This window comes from Nocardia sp. NPDC050412 (assembly GCF_044458825.1).
Classification (GTDB): domain Bacteria; phylum Actinomycetota; class Actinomycetes; order Mycobacteriales; family Mycobacteriaceae; genus Nocardia.
Genome location: NZ_JBITIJ010000024.1, coordinates 15,207 through 37,338 on the forward strand (window position 1 = coordinate 15,207; position 22,132 = coordinate 37,338).

24 protein-coding genes and 1 pseudogene are annotated in these 22,132 nt (G+C 65.1%); 15 read left to right on the forward strand and 10 right to left on the reverse strand.

The genetic code is table 11. The features are described 5' to 3' along the window. The 4 genes from ACIBI6_RS38525 to ACIBI6_RS38540 all read left to right on the forward strand — a co-directional run bounded on the left by ACIBI6_RS38525 (position 1) and on the right by ACIBI6_RS38540 (position 3,241). Complete coding sequence (locus tag ACIBI6_RS38525; protein ID WP_396959946.1) at positions 1 to 528, forward strand: cyclophilin-like fold protein; 528 nt, start codon at positions 1 to 3, stop codon at positions 526 to 528. 169 nt (positions 529 to 697) lie between these two features. Continuing rightward, positions 698 to 1,723, forward strand: a complete 1,026-nt coding sequence (locus ACIBI6_RS38530) for a zinc-dependent alcohol dehydrogenase family protein (RefSeq protein WP_364352299.1) — start codon at positions 698 to 700, stop codon at positions 1,721 to 1,723. A gap of 32 nt (positions 1,724 to 1,755) precedes the next feature. Continuing rightward, positions 1,756 to 2,889 (forward strand): alpha/beta hydrolase, encoded by a 1,134-nt coding sequence (locus ACIBI6_RS38535; RefSeq protein WP_364352296.1) that lies wholly within the window; start codon positions 1,756 to 1,758, stop codon positions 2,887 to 2,889. Positions 2,890 to 3,103: 214 nt separating this feature from the next. Then, positions 3,104 to 3,241, forward strand: coding sequence for a hypothetical protein (locus ACIBI6_RS38540; RefSeq protein WP_396959948.1), 138 nt, complete (start codon positions 3,104 to 3,106; stop codon positions 3,239 to 3,241). Positions 3,242 to 3,480: 239 nt separating this feature from the next. Here ACIBI6_RS38540 and ACIBI6_RS38545 read toward each other — a convergent pair whose 3' ends face one another. From ACIBI6_RS38545 to ACIBI6_RS38565, 5 genes and pseudogenes are all read right to left on the reverse strand, one after another. Continuing rightward, entirely contained in the window at positions 3,481 to 4,491 is a 1,011-nt protein-coding gene (locus ACIBI6_RS38545) for an alpha/beta hydrolase (protein WP_396959950.1), read from the reverse strand. Positions 4,492 to 4,678: 187 nt separating this feature from the next. Continuing rightward, positions 4,679 to 4,918 (reverse strand): annotated as a pseudogene (locus tag ACIBI6_RS38550) (DUF397 domain-containing protein); the annotation flags it as partial. Continuing rightward, on the reverse strand, positions 4,908 to 5,198 hold the full coding sequence (locus ACIBI6_RS38555) for a DUF397 domain-containing protein (protein ID WP_396959952.1): 291 nt from the start codon (positions 5,196 to 5,198) through the stop codon (positions 4,908 to 4,910). The pseudogene ACIBI6_RS38550 and the gene ACIBI6_RS38555, both read right to left, overlap by 11 nt. A gap of 27 nt (positions 5,199 to 5,225) precedes the next feature. Beyond that, the gene (locus ACIBI6_RS38560; RefSeq protein ID WP_396959954.1) at positions 5,226 to 5,435 is read right to left on the reverse strand and encodes a DUF397 domain-containing protein; all 210 of its coding nucleotides are present in this window, start codon (positions 5,433 to 5,435) and stop codon (positions 5,226 to 5,228) included. After that, complete coding sequence (locus tag ACIBI6_RS38565; protein WP_396959959.1) at positions 5,432 to 6,361, reverse strand: helix-turn-helix domain-containing protein; 930 nt, start codon at positions 6,359 to 6,361, stop codon at positions 5,432 to 5,434. The genes ACIBI6_RS38560 and ACIBI6_RS38565 overlap by 4 nt, the downstream gene beginning before the upstream one ends. Before the next feature lie 361 nt (positions 6,362 to 6,722). On the opposite strand from ACIBI6_RS38565, the gene ACIBI6_RS38570 reads away from it, so the two are divergent. The 3 genes from ACIBI6_RS38570 to ACIBI6_RS38580 are packed head-to-tail and all read left to right on the forward strand — an operon-like array spanning position 6,723 to position 7,642. Continuing rightward, positions 6,723 to 7,028, forward strand: a complete 306-nt coding sequence (locus ACIBI6_RS38570; protein ID WP_396959961.1) for a hypothetical protein — start codon at positions 6,723 to 6,725, stop codon at positions 7,026 to 7,028. Then, complete coding sequence (locus tag ACIBI6_RS38575) at positions 7,025 to 7,366, forward strand: hypothetical protein (RefSeq protein ID WP_396959963.1); 342 nt, start codon at positions 7,025 to 7,027, stop codon at positions 7,364 to 7,366. The genes ACIBI6_RS38570 and ACIBI6_RS38575 overlap by 4 nt, the downstream gene beginning before the upstream one ends. A gap of 51 nt (positions 7,367 to 7,417) precedes the next feature. After that, a complete protein-coding gene (locus ACIBI6_RS38580; RefSeq protein ID WP_396959965.1) occupies positions 7,418 to 7,642 on the forward strand; it encodes a hypothetical protein in 225 nt (74 codons plus the stop codon). 22 nt (positions 7,643 to 7,664) lie between these two features. On the opposite strand, the gene ACIBI6_RS38585 is transcribed toward ACIBI6_RS38580, so the two are convergent. Next, positions 7,665 to 8,051: a hypothetical protein gene (locus ACIBI6_RS38585; protein ID WP_396959967.1), complete on the reverse strand. Its 387-nt coding sequence runs from the start codon at positions 8,049 to 8,051 to the stop codon at positions 7,665 to 7,667. A 12-nt stretch (positions 8,052 to 8,063) separates the two neighbouring features. Continuing rightward, a complete protein-coding gene (locus ACIBI6_RS38590; RefSeq protein WP_396960049.1) occupies positions 8,064 to 8,576 on the reverse strand; it encodes a DUF3558 domain-containing protein in 513 nt (170 codons plus the stop codon). A 467-nt stretch (positions 8,577 to 9,043) separates the two neighbouring features. Between ACIBI6_RS38590 and ACIBI6_RS38595 the strand changes: the two genes are divergently transcribed. The 7 genes from ACIBI6_RS38595 (at position 9,044) to ppc (ending at position 18,299) form a co-directional block, all read left to right on the forward strand. Further along, positions 9,044 to 12,796, forward strand: a complete 3,753-nt coding sequence (locus ACIBI6_RS38595; protein WP_396959969.1) for a nitrate- and nitrite sensing domain-containing protein — start codon at positions 9,044 to 9,046, stop codon at positions 12,794 to 12,796. Positions 12,797 to 12,837: 41 nt separating this feature from the next. Next, positions 12,838 to 13,221, forward strand: coding sequence for a roadblock/LC7 domain-containing protein (locus ACIBI6_RS38600; protein ID WP_364352512.1), 384 nt, complete (start codon positions 12,838 to 12,840; stop codon positions 13,219 to 13,221). A gap of 35 nt (positions 13,222 to 13,256) precedes the next feature. Further along, the gene (locus ACIBI6_RS38605) at positions 13,257 to 13,655 is read left to right on the forward strand and encodes a DUF742 domain-containing protein (RefSeq protein ID WP_396960051.1); all 399 of its coding nucleotides are present in this window, start codon (positions 13,257 to 13,259) and stop codon (positions 13,653 to 13,655) included. A 49-nt stretch (positions 13,656 to 13,704) separates the two neighbouring features. Next, entirely contained in the window at positions 13,705 to 14,259 is a 555-nt protein-coding gene (locus ACIBI6_RS38610; RefSeq protein ID WP_396960053.1) for a GTP-binding protein, read from the forward strand. Between the two features lie 37 nt (positions 14,260 to 14,296). Continuing rightward, positions 14,297 to 14,440, forward strand: coding sequence for a hypothetical protein (locus tag ACIBI6_RS38615; RefSeq protein ID WP_396959971.1), 144 nt, complete (start codon positions 14,297 to 14,299; stop codon positions 14,438 to 14,440). Positions 14,441 to 14,941: 501 nt separating this feature from the next. Further along, positions 14,942 to 15,361, forward strand: a complete 420-nt coding sequence (locus ACIBI6_RS38620) for a VOC family protein (RefSeq protein WP_396959973.1) — start codon at positions 14,942 to 14,944, stop codon at positions 15,359 to 15,361. Between the two features lie 172 nt (positions 15,362 to 15,533). Further along, a complete protein-coding gene (ppc, locus tag ACIBI6_RS38625) occupies positions 15,534 to 18,299 on the forward strand; it encodes a phosphoenolpyruvate carboxylase (RefSeq protein WP_396960055.1) in 2,766 nt (921 codons plus the stop codon). A gap of 119 nt (positions 18,300 to 18,418) precedes the next feature. Here the strand turns inward: ppc and ACIBI6_RS38630 are convergent, their stop codons facing one another. From ACIBI6_RS38630 to ACIBI6_RS38640, 3 genes are all read right to left on the reverse strand, one after another. After that, positions 18,419 to 18,820, reverse strand: a complete 402-nt coding sequence (locus ACIBI6_RS38630) for a RidA family protein (RefSeq protein ID WP_396959975.1) — start codon at positions 18,818 to 18,820, stop codon at positions 18,419 to 18,421. Next, complete coding sequence (locus ACIBI6_RS38635) at positions 18,817 to 19,587, reverse strand: IclR family transcriptional regulator (protein ID WP_396959977.1); 771 nt, start codon at positions 19,585 to 19,587, stop codon at positions 18,817 to 18,819. Before ACIBI6_RS38635 ends, ACIBI6_RS38630 begins: the two co-directional genes overlap by 4 nt. 70 nt (positions 19,588 to 19,657) lie before the next feature. Continuing rightward, positions 19,658 to 20,755 carry a sugar kinase gene (locus ACIBI6_RS38640; protein WP_364352254.1) on the reverse strand — a complete coding sequence of 366 codons (1,098 nt, stop codon included), beginning with the start codon at positions 20,753 to 20,755 and terminating at the stop codon, positions 19,658 to 19,660. 88 nt (positions 20,756 to 20,843) lie between these two features. Between ACIBI6_RS38640 and ACIBI6_RS38645 the strand changes: the two genes are divergently transcribed. Continuing rightward, entirely contained in the window at positions 20,844 to 22,127 is a 1,284-nt protein-coding gene (locus ACIBI6_RS38645; protein ID WP_396959980.1) for an amino acid deaminase, read from the forward strand. The last annotated feature ends 5 nt before the right edge of the window (positions 22,128 to 22,132 follow it).

Genomic DNA, 22,132 nt, shown 5'->3' on the forward strand with positions numbered 1-22,132 from the left:
ATGCGCCGCACCGCAACCGACAGGAGCTACCTGTGCACCCTGATCGCCGTGAGCGCGATAGCGGCCACGGCGGTGATCACGGCCTGCTCCGACGCCCCGGAAACAACTACCCCGGCCCTCCCCGCGCGTGCCTGGCAACCGGCGACGACACCGCCAGGTCAGGAGGAAACGTTCATGCAGATCCGACTGCGTATCGACACCAGCGAAGCCACCGCGCGGCTCTACGACAACCCCACCGCCCGCGATTTCGCCTCGCTGCTACCGGTCACCCTCACCATTCACGATCTCGGCGGCAGGGAGAAGGCCGGGACGCTGCCGCGTGAACTCGCCGACGGGCAGGGCCAATCCGGTTACCGCGCCGGGCAACTGGGTTACTGGGCGCCCAGCCACGACCTGGCCATCTACTACCGCGAAGACGGTTTCCGCATCCCCGCCCCCGGGATCGTGATGATCGGCGAGATCGAGGGCGGTCTCGACGCGATCACCGCCGCCAACGCCGGCACCACCCTCACCATCACCGCCGCCTGAGCACCGAACAGAAAGGGCATCCCTCGTGCCACGCGGCATGTCAACGCCATCTGCCCGGGAACCATCGAAACCCCGATGGTCACCCAGATGTACGTCGTCGGCGTCGCACTGCCCGTCGACGGCGGCTACATCGCCCGCTGAACCACCCTGAATCGAGAGGACACACCCCATGCGTGGAGTTGTCATGTACGCCCCCGGCGATGTTCGCGTCGTCGACCGCGAAGACCCCAAAATCGTCGAACCCACCGACGCGATCATCCGGCTCACCGCCACCTGCATCTGCGGCTCGGACCTGTGGCCCTACCGTGGTGTCGAACCGGTCGATCACACCCTCATGGGGCACGAATACGTCGGTGTCGTCGAAGAAATCGGTTCCGACGTGCACACCCTGAACGTCGGTGACTTCGTCGTCGGCTCCTTCGTGATCTCCGACAACACCTGCGAGATCTGCCGTGCCGGATTCCAATCCCGCTGCGTGCACGGCTCATTCGTCGCCGGCACCATCGGCACCCAGTCCGAACTCGCGCGCATCCCCTACGCCGACGGCACCCTCGTCGCCACCCCCGCCATGCCCGAACCCGACCTGATCCCGTCGCTGCTGGCCGCGTCCGACGTGCTGGGCACCGGCTGGTTCGCCGCCGACGCCGCCGCGGCCGGACCCGGAAAGACCGTGGCCGTGGTAGGCGACGGCGCAGTCGGGCTGATGGGTGTCCTGGCTGCCAAACAACTCGGCGCCGAACGGATCATCGCCATGTCGCGTCACGCCGATCGTCAGGCTCTGGCCCGCGAGTTCGGCGCCACCGACATCGTCGAAACCCGCGGCGACGAAGGTGTGGCCGCGATCAAGGATCTCACCAACGGTCTCGGCGCCCACAGTGTCATCGAGGCCGTCGGGAGCCAGGAATCGATGATGCAGGCCATCAACTCCGCGCGCTCCGGTGGACACGTCGGCTACGTCGGTGTCGCCCACGACGGCGTCACCCTGCCCGCCGACCAGCTGTTCTTCGCCGAAGTCCACCTTCTTGGCGGCCCCGCCCCCGTGCGCCGGTTCCTGCCCGACCTCATCGACCGTATCTGGAATCGAACGATCGACCCCGGCAAGGTCTTCGACCTCACTCTCCCTCTGGACAACGTCGCGGAGGGTTACAAGGCGATGGACGAACGCCGCGCGATCAAAACCCTGCTCACTGTCTGACCACCGAAGAAACCTGCACCAGGAGCACCACCATGACCACCATCACGACCGTGCGACGACATCCGCGCCGCTGGACCCGCATCGCCGGCGCCGGTATCGCCACCCTCGCAGTTCTGGCCGCCTCGGCCTGCTCCGGCGCCAACTCGGCCACAACATCCGCCACGCCTGTGACACCGATCGCGGGCCTGGCCCCCGGTGACCTGTCGCGCGGCGCGGACAACTTCTACACCAGCGACCAGGTCACCATGCAGCCGGTGACGTTCAAGAACCAGTACCAGATGGACGTCACCGGCAATTTGTTCGTCCCCAAGAACCTCGCCCCCAGCACCCGGGCCGCGGCGATGGTGGTCGGGCATCCGATGGGCGCGGTCAAGGAGCAGAGCGCCAACCTCTACGCCACCAAGATGGCCGAACAAGGCTTCGTCACCCTCGCCCTTGACCTGGCGTTCTGGGGCGGCAGCGGCGGTGAACCCCGCAACGCCGTCGCCCCTGACCTCTACACCGAAACCTTCTCCGCCGGTGTCGACTACCTGCGCACCCAAGACACTGTCGATCCCGAACGCATCGGTGCTCTGGGAATCTGCGGCAGCGGCAGCTTCGTCATCTCCGCCGCCAAGATCGACCCACGCATCAAAGCTGTGGCCACCGTCAGCATGTACGACATGGGCGCAGCCAACCGCAACGGGCTCAACCATTCCGTCACTCCCGAGCAGCGTCAGGCGATCCTCGCTCGAGCCGCCGCACAGCGTGATGTCGAATTCACCGGTGGCCCCACCGAATACACCAGCGGCACCGTTCACGAGCTGACGGCCGAATCGACCCCTATCGAGCGCGAGTTCTACGACTTCTACCGCACCCAGCGCGGAGCCGTGACTCCCGAGGGCGCCAGCCCGGACACCACGACCCATCCGACGCTGTCGAGCAACGCGAAGTTCATGAACTTCTACCCGTTCAACGACATCGAGACCATCTCTCCGCGGCCGATGCTGTTCATCACCGGCGAGAACGCCCACTCCCGCGAATTCAGCGAAGAGGCCTACCGCCTCGCCGGTGACCGCAAAGAACTGGTGATCGTGCCCGGCGCCGGCCACGTCGACCTCTACGACCGCACCGAACTCATCCCCTTCGACAAGCTGACCAACTTCTTCACCCAGAACCTGCCCTGACCGGGACAGTTCATCGTGGGGCCCGGCGTGCCAGCAACACCGCGCGCCGGCCCCGCCGTATCCGGATACCGCACCGACTACAGCTACCGGCACGGGAGGAAGCCATGGACCACCGCACCAACCACCATGATCGAGCATCGGCCTTCGTACTCGGCCTCGCCATCGCGATTGTCGCCATCACCACCTACCTCTACTCGATTGGCACGCTCAGACCATGCTGAGCTACCCCCGCTGGATGTTGATCTCCGGCACTGATGCACCGCAGATGGTGGAATGCGGCCCAGGACCGACCGCCACCTCCTGGGATGTAGTAACCCTCGACCCGGAGTACCTCAGGAGACAGCAGACGTAGGTTGCGTGGTCAGAAGAGGATGTCTCGGACCCGAATCAGCCGGTGGCCGGTCGGGCCCCTCAGCGTCGATGTCGATCTCCGCGAGCCCGCAACCCGCGGTGGTCCAAGGACCACGGCATTGGTAACCCACGAGAGAAGTCCGGACTTGTTCAGTCTGGTCTTCGGATTGGCCGTATACGCCTAGTGCAGATAAGCATCGCCGACAGTGCACCGCTGGGGCGCGCGGCGGGCGCTGGCTCTTATACGCCGAGGCCTGCCTTCAGGGACGGCCAGGCTTTGGGCAGGGCGGTCTTCCAATACGGCCATGAGTGGACGCCGACGGCGGCGTAGTCGATGGAGAGGTCGGCGCCGAAGAGTTTCATGGCGGGCGTGAGAGCAAGGGTGCAGTCGTGCGATACCTGTTCGATCTCGTTCGCCCGGAGCGGGTCGTTGGGCCACGACCAGCGATCGTCGAACGGGGCATCGTCGGGGCCGGGCACGCCGGTGCCCATGTACAGGTGGACCGGTTTTCCGCGCAGCGTGTCGAGGTGTTTGCTCGGATCGTGCGCCGCCCACTCCGGGTTGCCCGCGGAACCCCACATGTTGTCCGGGTTGCCGCCCTTCGATTCGACCACGGGGCGCACCGAGAGCTGGCCGACACCGTCGGTGGAGTAGCAACCGCTGAAGGCTGCCAGGGCTCGGAACATGTCGGGGTGGCGCACGGCGAGAATGGCCGCCGCTCCCGCTCCCATCGAAAGTCCGCCGACGGCGTAGACCCCGTTGCCTTTCAGTTCACGGTCGATCAGCGGCGGCAACTCCGAGGTGAGGAAGGTTTCCCACTTCTGGTGTCCGATTTTGGGATCGTCCTGCAACCAGTCGGTGTAGTAGGTTCCCCCGCCGCCGACCGGCATCACCACATTGACCGGCTTGTCGGCGAAGAACTCCTTGGCACCGCCGCGCAGCGTCCAAGTGCTCGCCGGCTGAGATTCCGACGCTCCGTTTCCGTCCAGCAACAGCAAGGTTGGCCGGGATACCGACTGATTCGCGGGTACCAGTACGTCGAGGTGAATGGTCCGCTTCATCGCGGGGGAGTGCACGTATATCTGCCATTGCTGCGGGGAGGTGCGCTCGATCCGCTCGACGGTGGCCTCCGCGTGCGCTTGCGGAGCGACAACGAACAGCGGCGCGACCGCGACCGCCACGGCCGCGGCGATAGACGCCATCCGCCGGTACCCCCGGCGTTCTCGCAATACCGACACGCGTAAGACCATGTGCAAACCTCATCGACGGTTGGTGCCCTTGGAAGGGCGTGAATTTTCGCGTCGACGATGTCATGAAACGTCATGTAACCGGCGTCATCGGATTCCCACCGTTGGTGAGGCAGTCGGGTCGTGGACTGTGGAATCGGTGGGTTGGAAGCGCAATGGCTTGTACTGCAACCCGATTCGTCCGTTGTCCTTACGCTCGCGAACGGTGCAGCCCGGTTCGTTGTGTCGGACCGGGGCTGCTGAACCGTATTTCAGAGGGGGCCGCTAGTGGGGGCTGGTTGAACTCGCCGCCGCTCTGGACGCCAGCGGTGAAGGCATCCCACTCGGTCGGAGTGAAGATGAGCGCCGGGCCGGTCGGGTTCTTCGAGTCGCGTACTCCGCCCCTGCCCTCGCCGAGTTGCGGGACCTCGATGCAGTCCTTACCACTGGCGCTGCGGCTGCTCTAGAACCATTTGGCCCCGGACAAGTTGATGTTCACGCTTCTTGCTTCGAGGCTCGTCGCTACGCAGGCCGATTGAACTCGCCGCCTTGGACGCCAGCAGTGAAGGAGTCCCACTCAGAAGGGGTGAGACGAGTGCCGGTCCGGTCGGGTTCTTCGGGTCGCGTACTCCGCCCCTGCCCTCGCCGAGGTGCGCGATCTCCATACATGTGTCGTTGCCCGTGCTGTGGCTACTCTTGAACCACTTAGCCTCCGGCAAGTCGATGTTCATCCCGTCTACTCTGACAGAGGCCAGTCACTATGCGGGCCGGTTGAACTCCCCGTTCTGGACGCTAGCGGTGAAGGCATCCCACGCGCTCGGCGAGAAGACGAGTGCTTGGCCGGTCGGGTTCTTCGAATCACGCACCCCGACCTTGCCCCCGCCGAGGTGCGCGACCTCGATGCAGTCCTTACCACTGGCGCTGCGGCTGCTCTTGAACCACTTCGCGCCGGACAGGTCGGTGTTCACGCTCCGTACTCCTTTGCAACCGCCATTATGTGGCTTCGAGTGTCGTGCTCGCTCAACGCTACTCGGTGGATGTCGGCATACGCTGCAAGATACTGCTCAACTTCGTCGCCCTTGTCCAAGTACAGGGCACCTGTGAAGCCCTCCACGTAGACCACCGGTGGCTCCTTCAGCGCCGGGTTCGGATGAGCTGGGAACTCGATGTAGACGAAGTCTTTGGTTGTCAGTCCCAAATGATTCGGTGCATTGAACGGGACGATCCGAATCGACACGTTCGGGCGATTGCCGACCTCGATGAGTCGTTTCAGCTGGTCCGCCATGACTTCGTCGCTCCCGACGCGGTGCCGCAATACGGACTCGCTCAGCAGCACTTCAAGCGTGAAATTCTCCGAATCGTGAATCCGCTCCTGACGCTTCGCGATCAGATCAACTTCGCGGTCGGCATCAAGAGGTCGACCCGGTTGCGCCGTAGATATTTCCCACATCGCCCTCCGGTAGCCGGGCGTTTGGAGCAAGCCCGGCAGCAATGTCGACTGCCACGAGATAACGCGGCTGGCGGATTGCTCGAGCCCGAAGAACATCTCGAAATCCGGAGCTATTGCATCGGTATACGACTGCCACCAACCGTCCTTGCGGGACTCCTGGGCCAGCCACAACAGTACGCGCCGATCGGTATCACTGGCTCGATAAAGGTCGCAGAGCGCGTTGATGACCATCTTCTTGATTTCACTGTTGCGTCCGGATTCCAAGCGCCACAGCGTTTGTGACCCCATTTCGCATGCCTGGGCGGCCCGCGCCCGGCTCATCTTGCGCTCCTCGCGCAGCTCGCGCAGGCGTTGTCCGAGCACGCGGCGCGGCAGAGTCGTGATGTTCGATTCGGTCGACAAAGTAATGCCACCCACCCTTTCGTTAGCGTTACTTACGGTCATGTCAAGCTAGATGGAATAGTCAGACTGTTTGGAGCGAATTCGATTCGGGCTGAATCGAATTGGAATGCTCCCAACGTACCCGCTTGGTGTTTTACTGACTATGCGCCAGACGGTCGGGTCGACCAACCATTCGCCTCTGCTCAACCACCCCTCGCGGTGGCGAATTCGTGATGCCGCGCCCGACCATCTGACGTTCCAAAATCGCCACCGTCACAATATCTTTCGGAGGTATCCAGTGTCCGGCCTGACAGCAATCGATCACAACACGGTGCCGCCTGATTCGAGGACGACCGCAATCCGGCCCGCAAGCGAGGCGAAGGGAGCTGATCGCGAGCGGGAGCGGCCGAAGGCCACGGGGTTTGTGCGCGGCGACGTATCCGGACTGCAAGCACCGCGGCACGCGGCCGCGGTGCAGCGGCATGCCTGCGCGCTGGGCTATCACTACGTGTACACCATCCGGCCCCCGCGGGACGCCGCCGATGCGATCGGCTACGCACTCGGCATCGCGGCGGGCTTGGATGTGGCCGCGATCGTGGTCTACGACCTGGATCAGGTGGACAATCAGCCCGCGCGGGTGTGTGAGGACTTCGACCTCGAAACCGTTTGTCCCGCAACGACATGGGCACGCGTGGCAGGTCCGGCGTCGGTCGAGACGGGGGCGGCGTGAACGACGACGCGATACTCACTCCGCCGCGAGTCTGCGGCCGTGCCGATGTGCGACTGTCGCATCAGCTGATGCGGCAACACCGGGCCTGCCGGGTCGATCTGTGTGTCTGGAAAGCCGCGGCGTACTACACGCTGGTGGCCGCAGGGCATCTCGCGCCGCAGACGCTGACGCCGCGCGAGCCTGCCGCGGCGCGCGGTATCCACTTCCCACCGCTGGATGCGCAACCACCGGTGTGTGGCGGGCCGCCGATACGAACGCTGCGGGAGGTGCTGGACAGGTTGTCGGAGCTGGCGCTGCCGCTGACCGACTCGAATGGCAGTGCCATCCATGGGAATTGACTTTCTACGGGGCCGAATATGCGTGAGTGTCGCACCGAGGTCGACGGGTGGGTGGCCATCTGGAAGATCGACCACTGGAGTATCCGAATTATGCTCGTGCGCAGCCTTATCGATAGCGCGCGTCCATTGCTGAACGTCGATGTGGAGGCGGCCGCGCCCGACCTGGCCGATATGCGTGAGAAATACCCGAACCTGTCCCGTTTGTGGAATGCGGTGCGGCACGAGTACTGGGCGGAAGTGATTACGCCTCAGGAACATTCGGAGGGGACTATTTGATCGACGACAAGAGCGGCATGGCTTATCCGCCCATCGATTCGGTGTTGGTGTTGAAGTACGCGGAGTTGGTAACGTCTTGGCCGGTAATACGTTTGATTGATAGGGCCATTATCTCGCCCATGTCTTTGACTACTTCGATGTGTTCACGAATGATGGCGTCGATAGAGTTGGCTTCGCCGGTCGCTTGGCCTTTGAACATCTTGACCAGATCATCGGCCATGTGGAAATCGCCGAAGCCGGAAACGTTTTGCGCCTGCCGAGTGTACCGTGCCATATCCTGGAGGTCCTGCATTCGCTGATCGCACGCCGTGAGGCATTGCCGCGCTGCCTCTTCGCTGTCCAGATACAACTCACCGCTACGTGCTTGTTCTGCGAACCGCTGCCATTGTGCTAATTCGGACTGACTCATGAGAACCCCCTGTCATTTCGGCAGAACTGGAACGATCGACGCACCGATGCGAGTCAGAAGTGTGCAAGGGTCGTCGAGGTTGTCCACGCCCGCATAGTTCAGCAGTCCCAGTTGCAGGACGCCCTGAGACGCGGGGAACACCACATCGCAGCCCAGATCCTTGGAAGCGCCGTCGACTCGGAACTGTCGACCCTGACGGCCACCGATCACAACATCCTGGAAATCGACGTTTCCAGCTTTGTGCTCGAACTCGTCGACGGTTCGTCCCGTTGAGTAGACAGTGAGCGAGTACGTTCGTCCGTTCCAGGCGCAGATTTCCCACCCCGACTGGTGGACCCCAGCGATGCCGCTCTCTTTGGTCGCAGGCTTGAGCCCCGCCGCCACCACCGTGTCATCGGGGATCTGCGTGCACGGATCGAACAGCTTGACCGATGCCGCACTCGTCTCACTGCTGGCGCTCGGATTACCGCTCGTCGAACTCCCACACGCGACCAGCCCCGGCAGTGCGGCCGCCGCGAGCAGCATCAATTTCAATCGGTGCGCCATCCCCACCCTCTCGACCTGCGACTATCCGGAGATCTTGACCATATCAAACGGTATCCCCGGCATTGGTGGGTGCAAGGTAGGCGTGCTCTGAGGATTCAGTGCAGAATCACGCACACCGAAACCTCGGCGAACCCGATTGCGACGGGCGTCACGTCACACCGTCCAGCGGCCCGCTGTGAGCGGATCGATACCGCGGAAACGCTGGATTACCAGCGTGTATACAAATGCTTCCGATGTCCGGTTTGTCCGGTTTTCGCGTTGACACTTGCCATATCCCCGGAGCAGGCTGCTGCGTGACTTTCCGTGCGCTCGGGGTGTAGCGATCACGGCTTGGCCGTCGGAGGAGCAGGGTGGTGCGTTTACGTCAAAGGTCGGAAAAATCCGGTGGCACACCGGATATGACTGCCGATCCCGGAAGTGAACGCAAGGTTGCCGGGAACAGAATAGTGCGACCGCGCACGATTCGGGGGCAATTGGCCCGAATCCTCGTCGTCTCATTGGTTTTGGTGCTGGGGCTGCTCGGCGTGACGGTCGCCCGGGAGGTCAAGGCGTTCCGCGAGAGCGGAGACACGGTGCACGCGGTCTCGCTTGCGCTGGCCGTACAGGATCTGGTGCAGCAGGCGCAGCGCGAACGCGGACTCAGCAATGGCCTGCTCGGCGGCGATATTCGCCTGGTTCAGACCGTGGCCGATCAGCGGGCCGACACCGATCGGGCCATGCGCGCACTCGAGGAGGCGGCCGCCGGGAATACGCCCGGCGCGACTCAGGTGCGTTCGGCACTCGGACAATTCGACGCGCTCGATGCGACCCGTGCGCAGGTCGACGCCCGCCGCACCAGCAGGCAGGCCGCCTTCCAGTTCTATACCGACGGCATCTCCGCGCTGAATCGCCTGACGCTCGGGCTCGATCAGGCGCGCGACGCCGAGGTTCGACACGGCCTACAGGCTCTGTACGCGCTCGGGGAGGCCAAGGAGCAGACGGCCAAGGAGCGCGGATTCCTCAATGGCGTCTTCGCCGCCGATGAGTTCCGCAATGGCGAGTATGTCGAGTTCCTCGATATCCGCGCCGCCAAGATGGCCGGACTGACCGCCTTCGCGCGCGACGCGACCGCAGCACAACAGGCCCAACTCGATACGGCGCTACGTAGCGAAAATGCCGTCAAGGCAGGCGAATCGGAGCGAATCGCGATCGCGTCGAGCGCCGGTCCGCTGGTGCGTTCGGTGGATTCGAGCACCTGGTGGGCGCAGATGACGGCGGTCATCGACGAGCAGCGCACGGTGCAGCAAGGGGTCGGTGACGATGTGCAGCGGCGCGCGCAGGCGCTGCGCAGGGATGCGTTCCTGACGCTCGGCGGCTTCCTGCTCGCGGCACTGATCGCCATTGCCGCCGAGGTGGTGCTGGTCTTCGCCAGTGTGCGCGCCATCGTGCGTCCGCTCGCCGAGCTGGCGGCAGCGGCCGATGATGTCGCCAATCACCGACTGCCCGAGGTGATCGCGGCCTGGCAGGCATCCGATGACACCCATCCGGATCCGCCGGCGCCGGTGCGCACACCGCGCGGCGCGAGTGCCGAAATCGCCGCCGTGGCAGGGGCATTGGACGGCGTGCAGACCACCGCCTTCGAATTGGCTTCGCAGCAGGCGCTGGTCCGCCGGAATACCACCGAATCGATGGCGAATCTGGCGCGGCGCAACCAGAATCTGGTTCGCCGCCAGCTCGGCCTGATCAGTGAATTCGAACGCGAGGAACTCGATCCCAAGGCGCTGTCCAATCTGTTCGAGCTCGATCACCTCGCCACCCGCATGCGGCGCAATGCCGAAAGTCTGCTGGTGCTGGTCGGTTCGGCGAGTCCGCGGCGTTGGGCCGAACCGATCGCGCTCACCGATGTGGTCCGGGCCGGATTGTCGGAGGTCGACGACTATCGCCGGGTGGTGCTGCGGCGGGTCGACGATATCGCGATCACCGGCGCGGTGGTCAGCGATCTCGCGCACATGCTGGCCGAGCTGATCGAGAACGGATTGGCCTTCTCCCCACCGGATATGGAAGTGGAGATCTACGGACGCAAGCTGCCGACCGGATATCTGCTCGCCGTGGTGGACCACGGTGTCGGGATGCCGGTGGATCAGTTGGCGGAGGCGAATGCCCGGCTGCGCGGCGAGACCGATTTCATTGTCGCGTCGACGCGGTATCTGGGGCACTACGTGGTCGGTCGGTTGGCGCGACGGCTCGGGATCGATGTCGAGTTGAATGTGTCGCCGGTGAGCGGAATCGTCGCGCGCCTGCTGTTGCCCGCGGGAATTATTGCGGGAGAAAAGGATCGGCGTGCGCCAGCCGCTGGACAGCGGGGCGAGGCGGCTGCGGGGCCTGCGGGTGGGGTGCCGGGAGCGCGCGGCCATACCGGTTCGGCGGTGGCGGGGTTTGTCGGTTCCTCGGTGGTCTCCCGTGCGGGGGTGGACGATCGACGGGCACCTGCGGGCGGGGAGCGGGGCGAGGCGGCTGCCGGGCCTGCGGGTGGGGTGCCGGGAGCGCGCGGCCATACCGGTTCGGCGGTGGCGGGGTTTGTCGGTCCCTCCTTGGTCTCCCGAGCAGGGGAGGACGATCGACGGGCACCTGCGGGCGGGGAGCAGGGCGAGGCGGCTGCGGGGCCTGCCGGTGGGGTGCCGGGTGTGCAAAGGCATACAGAGTCGGCAGCGGAGTTTGTCGGTGCCTCGGGGGGATCCCTTGCGGGTGAACCTATTTCGGCGATAAGGCCGCTCGGCAGGCCAAGGCACGGTGCTCCGGTCAACGGTGCTCAGATCGACAGTGCCTGGGTCGATAGTGCATGGGTCGACCGTGCCGGGGTTAATGGTGCATGGGTCGATGGTGCGGGGGCTAACGGTTCTCGGGTCGACGGTGCTGGGAGTGACAAGGCTCGGGTCGACGGTGCTGGGAGTGACAAGGCTCGGGTCGACGGTGCTGGGAGTGACAAGGCTCGGGTCGACGGTGCCGGGCGTGACGGTGCTCGGGTCGACGGTGCCGAGGGTGACGGTGCTCGGGTCGAACGTGCCGGGGTTAATGGTGCATCGGTCGATGGTGCGGGGGCTAACGGTTCTCAGGTCGACGGTGCCGGGGGTGACGGTGCTTGGCTCGACGGTGCCAGGGGTAACGGTTCTCAGGTCGACGGTGCCGGGGGTGACGGTGCTCGGATCGACGGTGCCAGGGCTAACGGTTCTCAGGTTGACGGTGCCTCGTTACCTGGCGGGCCGACGCATGATGTGCAAATGACCGGCGGGTCCGACCTCGACGGCGTCGAACCTCGGCGAGCGAGGTCCGGTGGACCCGCGCATTCCCGACCGGGATTCGCGTCGCCGACATCGACACCCGCGCTGTTCGCCCACTTCCATTCCACGCCGGGCGATTCCGGCGACCGTGTCGGATTCACCGACGCCGACGTCGAGGGAGCTGTACCGAGGGGCGATCGGGCTGCCTCCGAGGGCATCTCGAGGGGCGATCAGGCGGCGTCTGAGGGCGTTTCGAGGGGCGATCAGGCGGCGTCTGAGGGCGTTTCGAGGGGCGATCAGGCGGCTTCTGGGGGCGTTTCGAGGGGCGATCAGGCGGCTGGCCTCCGGACCGGCGATTGGGCTGCGGCCGGTGTTATCCCGACGGGTGACACTGCAGTGGCGGGGAGCAACGGATCGCTGACGGGTCTGCCAAGGGTGGATGGCACTGGGAGCGACGATGCCAACGGTTCCCAGACAGGCTTGCCCGTCAACGGATCGGGGACTGATCGTTCTGCCCACGCCGCACCCACGCCCGATCGCCAAACCGATGCCGTACCTACGACCGAACGGCCGCGACCCGCCGTCCACTCGTCAGCGAGCCATTTATTGTGGCAGATACCCGAAACCGCAACAGCGGCAACGGAATCTGATGCTACAGGCGCGGCTGTGCAGCGAACCAAGAACGGATTGGTCAAGCGCAACAAGCGAGCACGCTCAACTGCCAATGGAAGCGCACCAACGGCTCTCACTCCGGCCCCGCCCAGCGCTCCGGTCGTGGAACGCTCACCGGCCGAAATCCGCAGCATGCTCGCCTCGTTCCGTGCCGGACACGAGCGCGGCGCTCCCGCCTCGCCGCGAACGGAGGCGTCCGAAAACATCCCGCGCGCCGCGGATTTGGCGCAAACCTCGGCTTTACCCACGACCGCAGAGGAGCTTCGGTGACTACCCATATTCAGACGGCGGACCCGCACACCTTCAATTGGATGCTGGCCAACTTCGTCCGCAATACCGACGGTGTCCGCGATACTGTCGCCGTCTCCTCCGACGGTCTGCTCATCGCCATGTCCGAGGGTCTGGACCGTATCGGCGCGGATCGACTGGCCGCGATGGTCTCCGGCCTGTCCAGCTTGGCTCGAAGTGCTTCGCGCAGTTACGCATTCGACGGTCTGAAGCTGATCATGATCGAGATGAAGCGCGGTTTCCTGCTGGTCTCGGCCCTCGGTGACGGCAGTTGCCTCGGCGTAATCGCCGACGGCGGTTGCGATGTGGGTCTGGTCGGGTACGAGATGGCCGTGCTGGCCGAACGCGCCGGTGCGCTGCTCGACCCCGCGCTCATTTCGGAATTGCGAGAGTCGTTGCGCAGATGAGGGATCCATACCGGCCGCGGTTGCCGGACCCGCGGATGATCCCGGTGAACCAATCCTTCGGTTGGCACGGCGCCAATCGGCCGACGAAGAGTAGTCCGGATGTGCAGGCCCCCGATGACCGTTTCGTGCGCCCCTTTGTCGTTACCGCGGGCCGTACCACTCCGTTGATCGACGGGCTGCGCATCGAAACACTGGTGCTGGCAACGCCTGCCGCACTGTCCGCGCCGCTGCACTTTGAACAGCGCACCGTTGTTCGGCTGTGCCAGCAGCCGCATTCCATTGCCGAAATCGGGACGGCGCTGCACGTTCCGGTGGGCGTCGCGAAGGTGATCGTCAGCGATCTCGCGGCCGCCGGGCATGTTTCGGTCCGGGACGCCCCCGAACTTTCCACCGCAGCCATCGAGAGGATCAGGGACCTTGTACGGGCACTCTGAATATCGGACAGCACAGGTCGAGCGGCCCATGCCCGCCTCGGTAAAGATCGTGATCAGCGGCGGATTCGGGGTCGGCAAAACAACATTCATCAGCGCGATCTCCGAAATCGAACCCCTGGTGACGGAGGCGGCGATGACCGAGGTCGCCATCGGTGTCGACGATCCGGGGCGACGCGCGGACAAGACCCAGACCACAGTCGCTCTCGATTTCGGCCGCATCACCCTCGACACCTCGCTGGTGCTCTACCTTTTCGGCACTCCGGGTCAGGATCGCTTCGTCTTTCTGTGGGACGACCTGGTCGACGGCGCGCTCGGCGCGGTGATCGTGGTGGATACCGGCCGGGTCGAGGACTGCTACCCGGTGCTCGACTACTTCGAAGAACACAACACGCCATTCGTGGTGGTGGTCAACCGTTTCGAACAGGGCGAGCACTTCGAACTCGACGAGGTCCGTGAGGCGCTGGAGCTCGACGAGTGCATCCCGATCCTGGAATGCGATGCGCGAGAACGGGCTTCGGTGAAGGAGGTGCTCGTCGCACTGCTCGAACAGGTGCTCGTGCAGCGCCTGTCCGCATCGCGACCGCACGTCCGTGAGGTCGGCTGAATCCGTAGCCTGGCGCTGGTGGGTGATGAAGGAGCCGATGTCGGGTGTGGACTTGTATCGCCTGAACTACGTCGCGATCATGCTGGACTGGGCGCCGATAGTGATCTGCGACGATGTGTCGATCGGGCCGGAGTTTCGGCTGCTTACCACGGTGCATCCGATGGCCGATCAGCGCAGGTAGCGCTGGGAATCAGCAATGACACAGTGGTCGGGGCGGGCAGCGTCGTCACCCGGGATCTGCCCACACACGTGTTCGCGCCGGGCAATCCGGCGCGGGTGCCGCGCGAGTTGTGGGCGCGCCTGTGGGTGATAGTCGCGTGCCTGCGGGCGGGTCGGTCGGTGATGACTTCGGCTACGCCGCCTAGCTCGGCATGCCGCTGCTCGACCCGACAACGTGATTCGGACTGGCCCCCGACAACCAAGGCCGAGGCCGCTTGGCCGAACCGCTGCGGCCGAGTTGTCTGCACACTTGCTCCTGATCGGCGGCGAGCACATTCACGCAGAATTCGCTTGGCGGGTTCGGTACTGCGGAATCCGGTGCAACCACGAGGGCTCAGCGGTGATATCCAACGAACCGGCGTGATGGCGGCCGAAGCGGACGAGAATCTTCTCGGGATCACCGATGAATTCGGCACACGCTCGGCGTCACCCTTTTATACCGCTCGAACCAAGGGAGATAGCAATGAGCAACGGCAAGGATTTCACTCTGACCCACGTCGCGGTGCTGGTCGGCGACCAGGACCAGGCGCTGGAGTTCTACCGCGATGTCATCGGCTTCGAGGTCCGCCAGGATATGCCGTTTCCTGGCGGTCGCTGGCTGACCGTCGGACCGGCGTCGCAGGCCGGTATCGAATTCATTCTGGAGAACCCGGAGATGAATCCGAACGAGTCCGCGCGCGAAGCCGCGAAGGCGCGGTTGGCCAGCGGTGCGCAGGGCACCCTGATTTTCACCACCGAGGCCGTCGACGACACCTTTGCCCGGCTGCGCGAGGCCGGTGTCGATGTGGATCAGGAGCCGATCACCCAGCCCTACGGCGTTCGGGACTGCGGTTTCCGCGATCCGTGGGGCAACCACCTGCGGTTCTCCCAGCTGCTCGGCTGATTCCCCGAACTCGCCGATGCCGACGTCGATCGGCCTCGGCGAGAACCGGCGTGCTCGGCGTCACCGCGAAGGCCTGATCTTGGCGCAGTAGTGTCGAGTCATGAGCGAGCGCATCGAGCGGATCAGCGACACCGCGCCCTCGGGCGTGACAGTGCCGAACGCCGGCGAGCGACTGTCGGAAACGCCGACCGCACCGGAGGCGACCCGGCCGCTGCGGGACGATATCCGGTTCCTCGGCGGCGTGCTCGGCGACACCATCCGCGATCACGAGGGCCCCGAAGTCTTCGACCTGATCGAGCGGGTGCGGATCGAGGCATTCCGGGTGCGGCGCGAGGAGGTCGGGCGCAGCGCGGTGGCGCAGATGCTCGACGGCGTCGATATCGCGGTCGCGTTGCCGCTGATCCGCGCGTTCACCTATTTCGTGCTGTTGGCGAATCTGGCCGAGGATATCCAGCGCGACCGGCGGCGATCGGCGCATGAGGCGGCGGGGGAGCCACCGCAGGATTCCTCGCTCGCGGCGACCTACCGCAAACTCGACGCGGCGGCGCTGGACGGCACCGAGGTCGCCGATCTGCTCGCCGATGCGTTGGTATCGCCGGTGATCACCGCACATCCGACCGAAACCCGGCGCCGCACCGTCTTCGATGTGCAGACCCGCATTACCGAATTGATGCGATTGCGGCAGCGCTATACCGAAACCGAGCGGGCACGCGCGGATCTGGAGCTGCGCATCCGTCGCCAGGTGCTATCGCTGTGGCGCACGGCGCTGATTCGATTGCAGCGCTTGCGGATTCAGGACGAGATCTCGGTCGGTCTGCGCTACTACGACATCACGCTTTTCGACGTAATTCCGGCGATAAACGCGGAAGTTCGGGCGGCGCTGCGATCCCGCTGGCCGGGCGCGGAATTGCTGCCGCGCCCGATCCTGCGCCCCGGATCGTGGATCGGCGGCGATCGTGACGGAAATCCTTATGTGACAGCGGATGTCGTGCGTCAGGCGGCAGCACAGGCATCGGCGGTGGCATTCGGACGGTATCTGCACGAGCTGGTGGAGCTGGAGAAGTCGCTGTCGCAATCGGCGCGGCTGGTGTTGGTGACACCAGAGGTGGCCGCACTGGCCGAGGCCGGTTATTCCGATCCCGCGACGCACTCGGATGAGCCGTATCGCCGCGCGCTGCATCGGATTCGGGCGCGCCTGTCGGCATCGGCCGTCGCCGCGCTCGGCGAACTGCCCGCCGACGGGCTGGATATGGGTGCACCGGCCTATCCGACACCACAGGCGGTACTCGACGATCTGGACGCAGTGGACGTCTCGATGCGGGCCAGCGGCGACGGTCTGCTCGCCGATGAACGCTTGGCCGCGCTGCGATATGCCATCGAGACATTCGGATTTCATCTGCAGGGCCTGGATATGCGGCAGAACTCGGAGGTGCACGAACAGGTCGTCACCGAGCTGCTGGCCTGGGCGGGAGTGCATCAGGACTATACGAGTCTCGCCGAGCATGAGCGGGTGGAGCTGCTCGCCGCCGAGTTGCGTACCCGCCGTCCGCTGCTCGGTCCGCATGCGCGGCTCAGCGAACTCGCCGCCAAGGAGATCGACATCGTCCGTGCCGCACGGGACGTCGTGCAGACCTTCGGCGTCGAGGCGGTACCGAACTACATCATCAGCATGTGCACCTCGGTCAGCGACATGCTGGAAGCGGCGCTGCTGCTGAAGGAGGGCGGGCTGCTCGATCCCGGTGAGCCGGACGGGCCGCCGAGCTGTCCGGTGAATATCGTGCCGCTGTTCGAGACCATCGAGGATCTGGGTGCCGGTGCGGCGACCTTGGCCGCGGTGCTGGATGTCCCCGTGTATCGAGAGCTGGTGGCCGCCAAGGGAATGCGGCAGGAAGTGATGCTCGGATACTCCGATTCCAATAAGGACGGTGGGTATCTGGCCGCCAACTGGGCGCTCTACCGTGCGGAGCTGGATCTGGTCGAGGTCGCGCGCAAGACCGGAATTCGCCTGCGGCTCTTCCACGGTCGCGGTGGCACGGTCGGTCGCGGTGGTGGGCGCAGCTATGATGCGATTCTCGCCCAACCCGTCGGCGCCGTGCAGGGTTCGCTGCGGTTGACCGAGCAGGGTGAGGTGATCGCGGCCAAGTACGCGGAATCCGGTGCGGCGCACCGCAATCTGGAGTCGCTGATCGCGGGCACCCTGGAGTCGACGCTGCTCGATGTGGAGGGGCTGGGTCCCGCTGCCGAGCCGTCGTATGAACTCATGGACGATCTGGCGGCGCGCGCCCGTGCGTCCTATGCACGGCTCGTGCACGAAACACCGGGATTCGTAGAGTATTTCCGGCAGTCCACGCCTGTTGCCGAGGTCGGCGATCTGAATATCGGCAGTCGTCCTGCCTCCCGCAAGCCGACGAATTCGGTGAGCGATCTGCGCGCCATCCCGTGGGTGATGTCGTGGAGTCAGGCCCGCGTCATGCTGCCGGGCTGGTACGGAACCGGTGCCGCGCTCGAGGACTGGGTCGGCGGCGATCCCGACCGCTTGGCGATTCTGTCCGACCTCTATCGCCGCTGGCCGTTCTTCCGGACGGTGCTATCGAATCTGGCCCAGGTCATGGCCAAGAGCGATCTTGATATTGCGGCCAGGTACGCCGAACTAGTCGATGATGTGGCCTTGCGCGAGCACATTTTCGGCATGATCCGGGACGAGCATGCCCGCACCATCCGCATGCACGCGGCGATCACCGGCAATGATCACCTGCTCGCCGACAACCCGTCACTGGCGGAGTCGATCCACAACCGCTTCCCGTATCTGGAGCCGTTGAACCAGATGCAGGTCGAGCTGCTGCGCCGACTGCGCGCGGGCGACGACACCGAACTCGTCAAACGCGGCATCCTGCTGACCATGAACGGACTCGCCACCGCGCTGCGCAACTCCGGCTAGGTTGCCTCGGTAGCTCCCGCGCGCCTTTTGTCACGCCGCGCGCGAAATCGCGGGGCGAAACCATGCGCGGCGCGCGAATCAGTGCGTGGGACCGTCGGGCGGCGAGACGGTGGCGGCGGTTAGAGGATGGCTAGGGCGTCGATCTCTACCAGCATTTCCTCGCGGGGGAGGCCGGTGAATACTGTTGTGCGGGTTGGTAGTGCGTTGCTGGTGGTGTTGGTGGTGACGAAATCGCCGTAGGCTTCGTTCATGGTGGGGAAGTCCTCGCGCTTGGTCAGGTAGACGCGCAGCATCACCACGTCGTTGAAGGTGGCGCCGCTTGCTTCTACGATCGCCTTGACATTCTGCAGGGTCCGAATGGTCTGGGCGGCAACGTCACCCGGGAACAGGTACTCGTTGGTCGTCGGGTCCACCGGGCCCTGACCCGAGACCTGTACGAAGGGTCCCTTGCGCACGCCCTGGGAGAAGGTGTGTGCGGGTGCGGGCGCATCGGTGGTGTGGACGGCGATCTTCTCACTCATGAGTGGCCTTTCGTTGCGGTGCGGCCGGGGGTCCAGCCGAGTTCGGCAGAGATGGCATCGGCCGCCGCGCGGACCCGCGGCAGCTCCGCCAAAACCTGATCGTGGTCGAGCAGCATGTCCGGCACCGACATCGAGACCGCGGCTACCACCGTCCCGGTGCCATTGCGCACCGGAACGCCGATGCAGTTCACGAAGCTCTCGTGCTCTTCGTGGTCTTCCGCATAGCCCTGTGCCGCAACGAGTTCCAGCTCCGTCAGATAGCCCTCCGGAGTGCGGATGGTGCGATCGGTGAACGTGCGGTAGTCGAGGCGCTCGGCGATCGCGAGCCATTCGGTGCGCGGCTGTGCGGCGACGAGCACCTTCCCGACCGCCGTGCAGTGCAGTGGCGCAGGTCGGCCGATGCGGGAGTACATTCGCACGCTCTGGATCGCGTCGAATTTGTCGATGTAGATGGCATCGCCGGATTCATATGTGGCCAGGTGAATCGTCTGGCCGGTAGCGGAATTCAGCGCGCTCAGATGCGGGCGGGCGAGGGTGCGGACGTCGCGCTGTTCCAAGGCGCGGTTGGCGAGTTCGAAAAGCCGGGAGCCGAGAACGTATTGGTGTTGGGTGTCATGGGTGACGAAGCGCTGCGACTCCATGGTCTGCAGCAGCCGCAGCACGGTCGACTTGTGCACGCCGAGTTCACCGGCCAGCTGATCGAGCGAGCGGGCGTCCTCTCCGAGCGAGAGCAGAATGGTCAACGCACGCAACAAACTCTGACTCATGACTGCGCCTCGCTGGCGCTCGGCTCCGGCATGACCGAGAAATGCTCGGCTGCGTCCATTGATCGCTCGCTCATGACGCCACATTCTCTGCTACGACATCTCTGCTGTAATGCACACGCCCCCAAGCGGGCTGGTCGAGCATCGCCAATGCTTCCAGCGCACCGGGCGATGGCAGTTCCGCGACATCCCCTGTGCCGGTCAGCGCGGCGGCGGCACACAGATGCCCGAAGCGCAGCCGCTGCTCCAGCGGGCGTCCGTGCAGCAGGGCGGCCAGATATCCGCCCGCGAAGGCATCACCGGCACCGATTCGCTCGGTGATCTCGAGTTCCAACGCGGGCGCTTCGACGCGCTCGGTTCCGGAGAATCCGGTCACCGAATGCTCATTGTTCTTGACCACCAGATGTTCCGGCTCCGGGAACAGTGCCCGCAATCGGTCGGCATCGTCGGTGCCGAAGACCGCATCCGCCTCGTCGGCGCCGAGGAATACCACATCGCAGCCGCGTACATGACGAGCCAGCACCTCGGCGGCCTGCTCGTCGCGCCCCGCCCACAGGGTCGGACGGTAATTCAGGTCGAAGCTGACGAGCCTGCCTCGGCGGGGCAGTGCGACAAGGCTTTCGGTGAGGCGGGTCGCGGATTCCGAGAGCGCGGTGGTTATTCCGGTGAAGTGCACGAGGTCGCAGCGCTCGAGTAGTCCTGCCGCCGCCGTCAGGTCGACGGTGGACAGTGCGCTGGCGGCGGAACCAGTGCGGTAGTACTGCATGCGGCTGGTCCCATCGGCCAGATCGGTGGCCTTGCCCGAGCCGCTGCCGCGCTCTTTCACATAGATGGCGGTGGGGCGTGCGGGATCGATGACAACCGCCGACACATCCACGCCACGTGCCGCGAGATGTCGGGTCAGATACCGGCCGAATCCGTCAGCGCCGACCCGGGAAATCCAAGCCGCATCCACATCGAGCTGTGTGAGCACGGTGGCCACGTTCGCCTCGGCGCCGCCCGCGGTTCGCTCGAAGTTCTCCGAGTCCTCCAGCGGGCCGGGACGCGCCACCAGCACCGCGAGCCCCTCACCGATGGTCACCGCCCGTGGGCGGGGCGACGTAGTAGGCCACGTCACATCGATCTCCCTTCTGCCCTTGCGGCCACCGGCCATCCAGTGCAGAATAACCACGCAAAACACGATATGCAACCAGCGTTGCGAATTATGCAATGTACTGGCGGTATGATTCGGCGGACTCGATTCCGCGGGAAGGAGCGACATGGCGATCGATGAGAAAGCCGTTGCCGCACTGGCGGATCGGATGCTCGGGCCCGAGCACAAGGGTCTGCCGCCCGCGGCGTGGGGCCGCACGGTTCGCGACTTCCTGGACTCCGCGCCGCACCTCGACGAGTTCGAAACCCCGGTATTGACCGTCGACCGGGCAGCTGTCGCGGCGAATGTCACGGTGATGGCGGATTGGGCGGCCGCCGCGGGTGTGCGGTTGGCGCCGCATGGGAAGACCACCATGGCCCCGCAGCTATGGGCGCAGCAATTGGCGGCCGGGAGTTGGGGGATCACATTCGCGACCGTGTGGCAGGTGCAGGTGGCCCGGTCGTTCGGTGTCGGACGGATCGTGCTGGCCAACTCGCTCGTCGATCCGGTCGGATTGCGCTGGGTCGCCGCGGAATCGGCGCGGGATCCGGAGTTCGAATTCTTCTGCTGGGTCGACAGTGTCGAGACCGTCGCGCTGATGGAGCAGCATCTGCCGGACGATGCGCGCATTCGGGTGATCGTCGAACTCGGTGGGCCGCACGGGCGTACGGGCGCGCGCACCGTCGAACAGGCACATGCGATTGCCGAGGCCGTCGACCGCGCCGAGCGGCTGACCCTCGCCGGTGTCGGCGGCTACGAAGGTGCGCTCGCCCACGATCGCACCCCGGACGCGATCGCCGCGGTCCGCCGCTACCTGGACGAAATCGCCCGCCTACACCGCGAACTCGCCGCGGGCGGAAGCTATCCGGAGGATGCGATCGTCACCGCGGGCGGCAGCGCCTTCCCCGATCTGGTCGTCGAATGTCTGGCTGGACTCGCCGATGAGCAAGGCGTTCCGACCACAGTGGTATTGCGCTCCGGTGCGTACATCATTCACGACGACGGCTTCTACGCGGGGATCTCGCCGCTGGCACCGCCGCGCAGCGAACGACCGCTGCGCTCGGCGATGCACGGGTGGGCGCGGACCGTATCGCGACCCGAGGCAGAACTCGCGCTGCTGGATGCCGGCAAGCGCGATCTGCCATTCGATGAGGGGCTTCCGGTCCCGCAATTCGTTGCGGGACCGGAAGGTTCGTTGAATCCGGCGGCGCATGTCAGTGCGCTCAATGACCAGCACACCTTCCTGCGGCTGCCGGACGGTGTGGCCGGTGACCTGCCGGTCGGCAGTGTGGTGCGGCTGGGCCTGTCGCATCCGTGCACGGCATTCGACAAGTGGCGGCTGATCCCGGTCGTCGATGATGCCGATGCGGAACGTCCGCGCGTCGTGGACCTCCTGCATACCTTCTTCTGACGAGT

What these genes read in the sequence shown, in the direction of transcription:
- ACIBI6_RS38525 (WP_396959946.1), top strand. Translation starts at nt 1, where the DNA reads ATGCGCCGCACCGCAACCGACAGGAGCTACCTGTGCACCCTGATCGCC.
- ACIBI6_RS38530 (WP_364352299.1), top strand. Translation starts at nt 698, where the DNA reads ATGCGTGGAGTTGTCATGTACGCCCCCGGCGATGTTCGCGTCGTCGAC.
- ACIBI6_RS38535 (WP_364352296.1), top strand. Translation starts at nt 1,756, where the DNA reads ATGACCACCATCACGACCGTGCGACGACATCCGCGCCGCTGGACCCGC.
- ACIBI6_RS38540 (WP_396959948.1), top strand. Translation starts at nt 3,104, where the DNA reads ATGCTGAGCTACCCCCGCTGGATGTTGATCTCCGGCACTGATGCACCG.
- ACIBI6_RS38545 (WP_396959950.1), bottom strand. Translation starts at nt 4,491, where the DNA reads ATGGTCTTACGCGTGTCGGTATTGCGAGAACGCCGGGGGTACCGGCGG.
- ACIBI6_RS38555 (WP_396959952.1), bottom strand. Translation starts at nt 5,198, where the DNA reads ATGAACATCGACTTGCCGGAGGCTAAGTGGTTCAAGAGTAGCCACAGC.
- ACIBI6_RS38565 (WP_396959959.1), bottom strand. Translation starts at nt 6,361, where the DNA reads ATGACCGTAAGTAACGCTAACGAAAGGGTGGGTGGCATTACTTTGTCG.
- ACIBI6_RS38585 (WP_396959967.1), bottom strand. Translation starts at nt 8,051, where the DNA reads ATGAGTCAGTCCGAATTAGCACAATGGCAGCGGTTCGCAGAACAAGCA.
- ACIBI6_RS38590 (WP_396960049.1), bottom strand. Translation starts at nt 8,576, where the DNA reads ATGCTGCTCGCGGCGGCCGCACTGCCGGGGCTGGTCGCGTGTGGGAGT.
- ACIBI6_RS38600 (WP_364352512.1), top strand. Translation starts at nt 12,838, where the DNA reads ATGCTGGCCAACTTCGTCCGCAATACCGACGGTGTCCGCGATACTGTC.
- ACIBI6_RS38605 (WP_396960051.1), top strand. Translation starts at nt 13,257, where the DNA reads ATGATCCCGGTGAACCAATCCTTCGGTTGGCACGGCGCCAATCGGCCG.
- ACIBI6_RS38615 (WP_396959971.1), top strand. Translation starts at nt 14,297, where the DNA reads ATGTCGGGTGTGGACTTGTATCGCCTGAACTACGTCGCGATCATGCTG.
- ACIBI6_RS38620 (WP_396959973.1), top strand. Translation starts at nt 14,942, where the DNA reads ATGAGCAACGGCAAGGATTTCACTCTGACCCACGTCGCGGTGCTGGTC.
- ACIBI6_RS38630 (WP_396959975.1), bottom strand. Translation starts at nt 18,820, where the DNA reads ATGAGTGAGAAGATCGCCGTCCACACCACCGATGCGCCCGCACCCGCA.
- ACIBI6_RS38635 (WP_396959977.1), bottom strand. Translation starts at nt 19,587, where the DNA reads ATGAGTCAGAGTTTGTTGCGTGCGTTGACCATTCTGCTCTCGCTCGGA.
- ACIBI6_RS38645 (WP_396959980.1), top strand. Translation starts at nt 20,844, where the DNA reads ATGGCGATCGATGAGAAAGCCGTTGCCGCACTGGCGGATCGGATGCTC.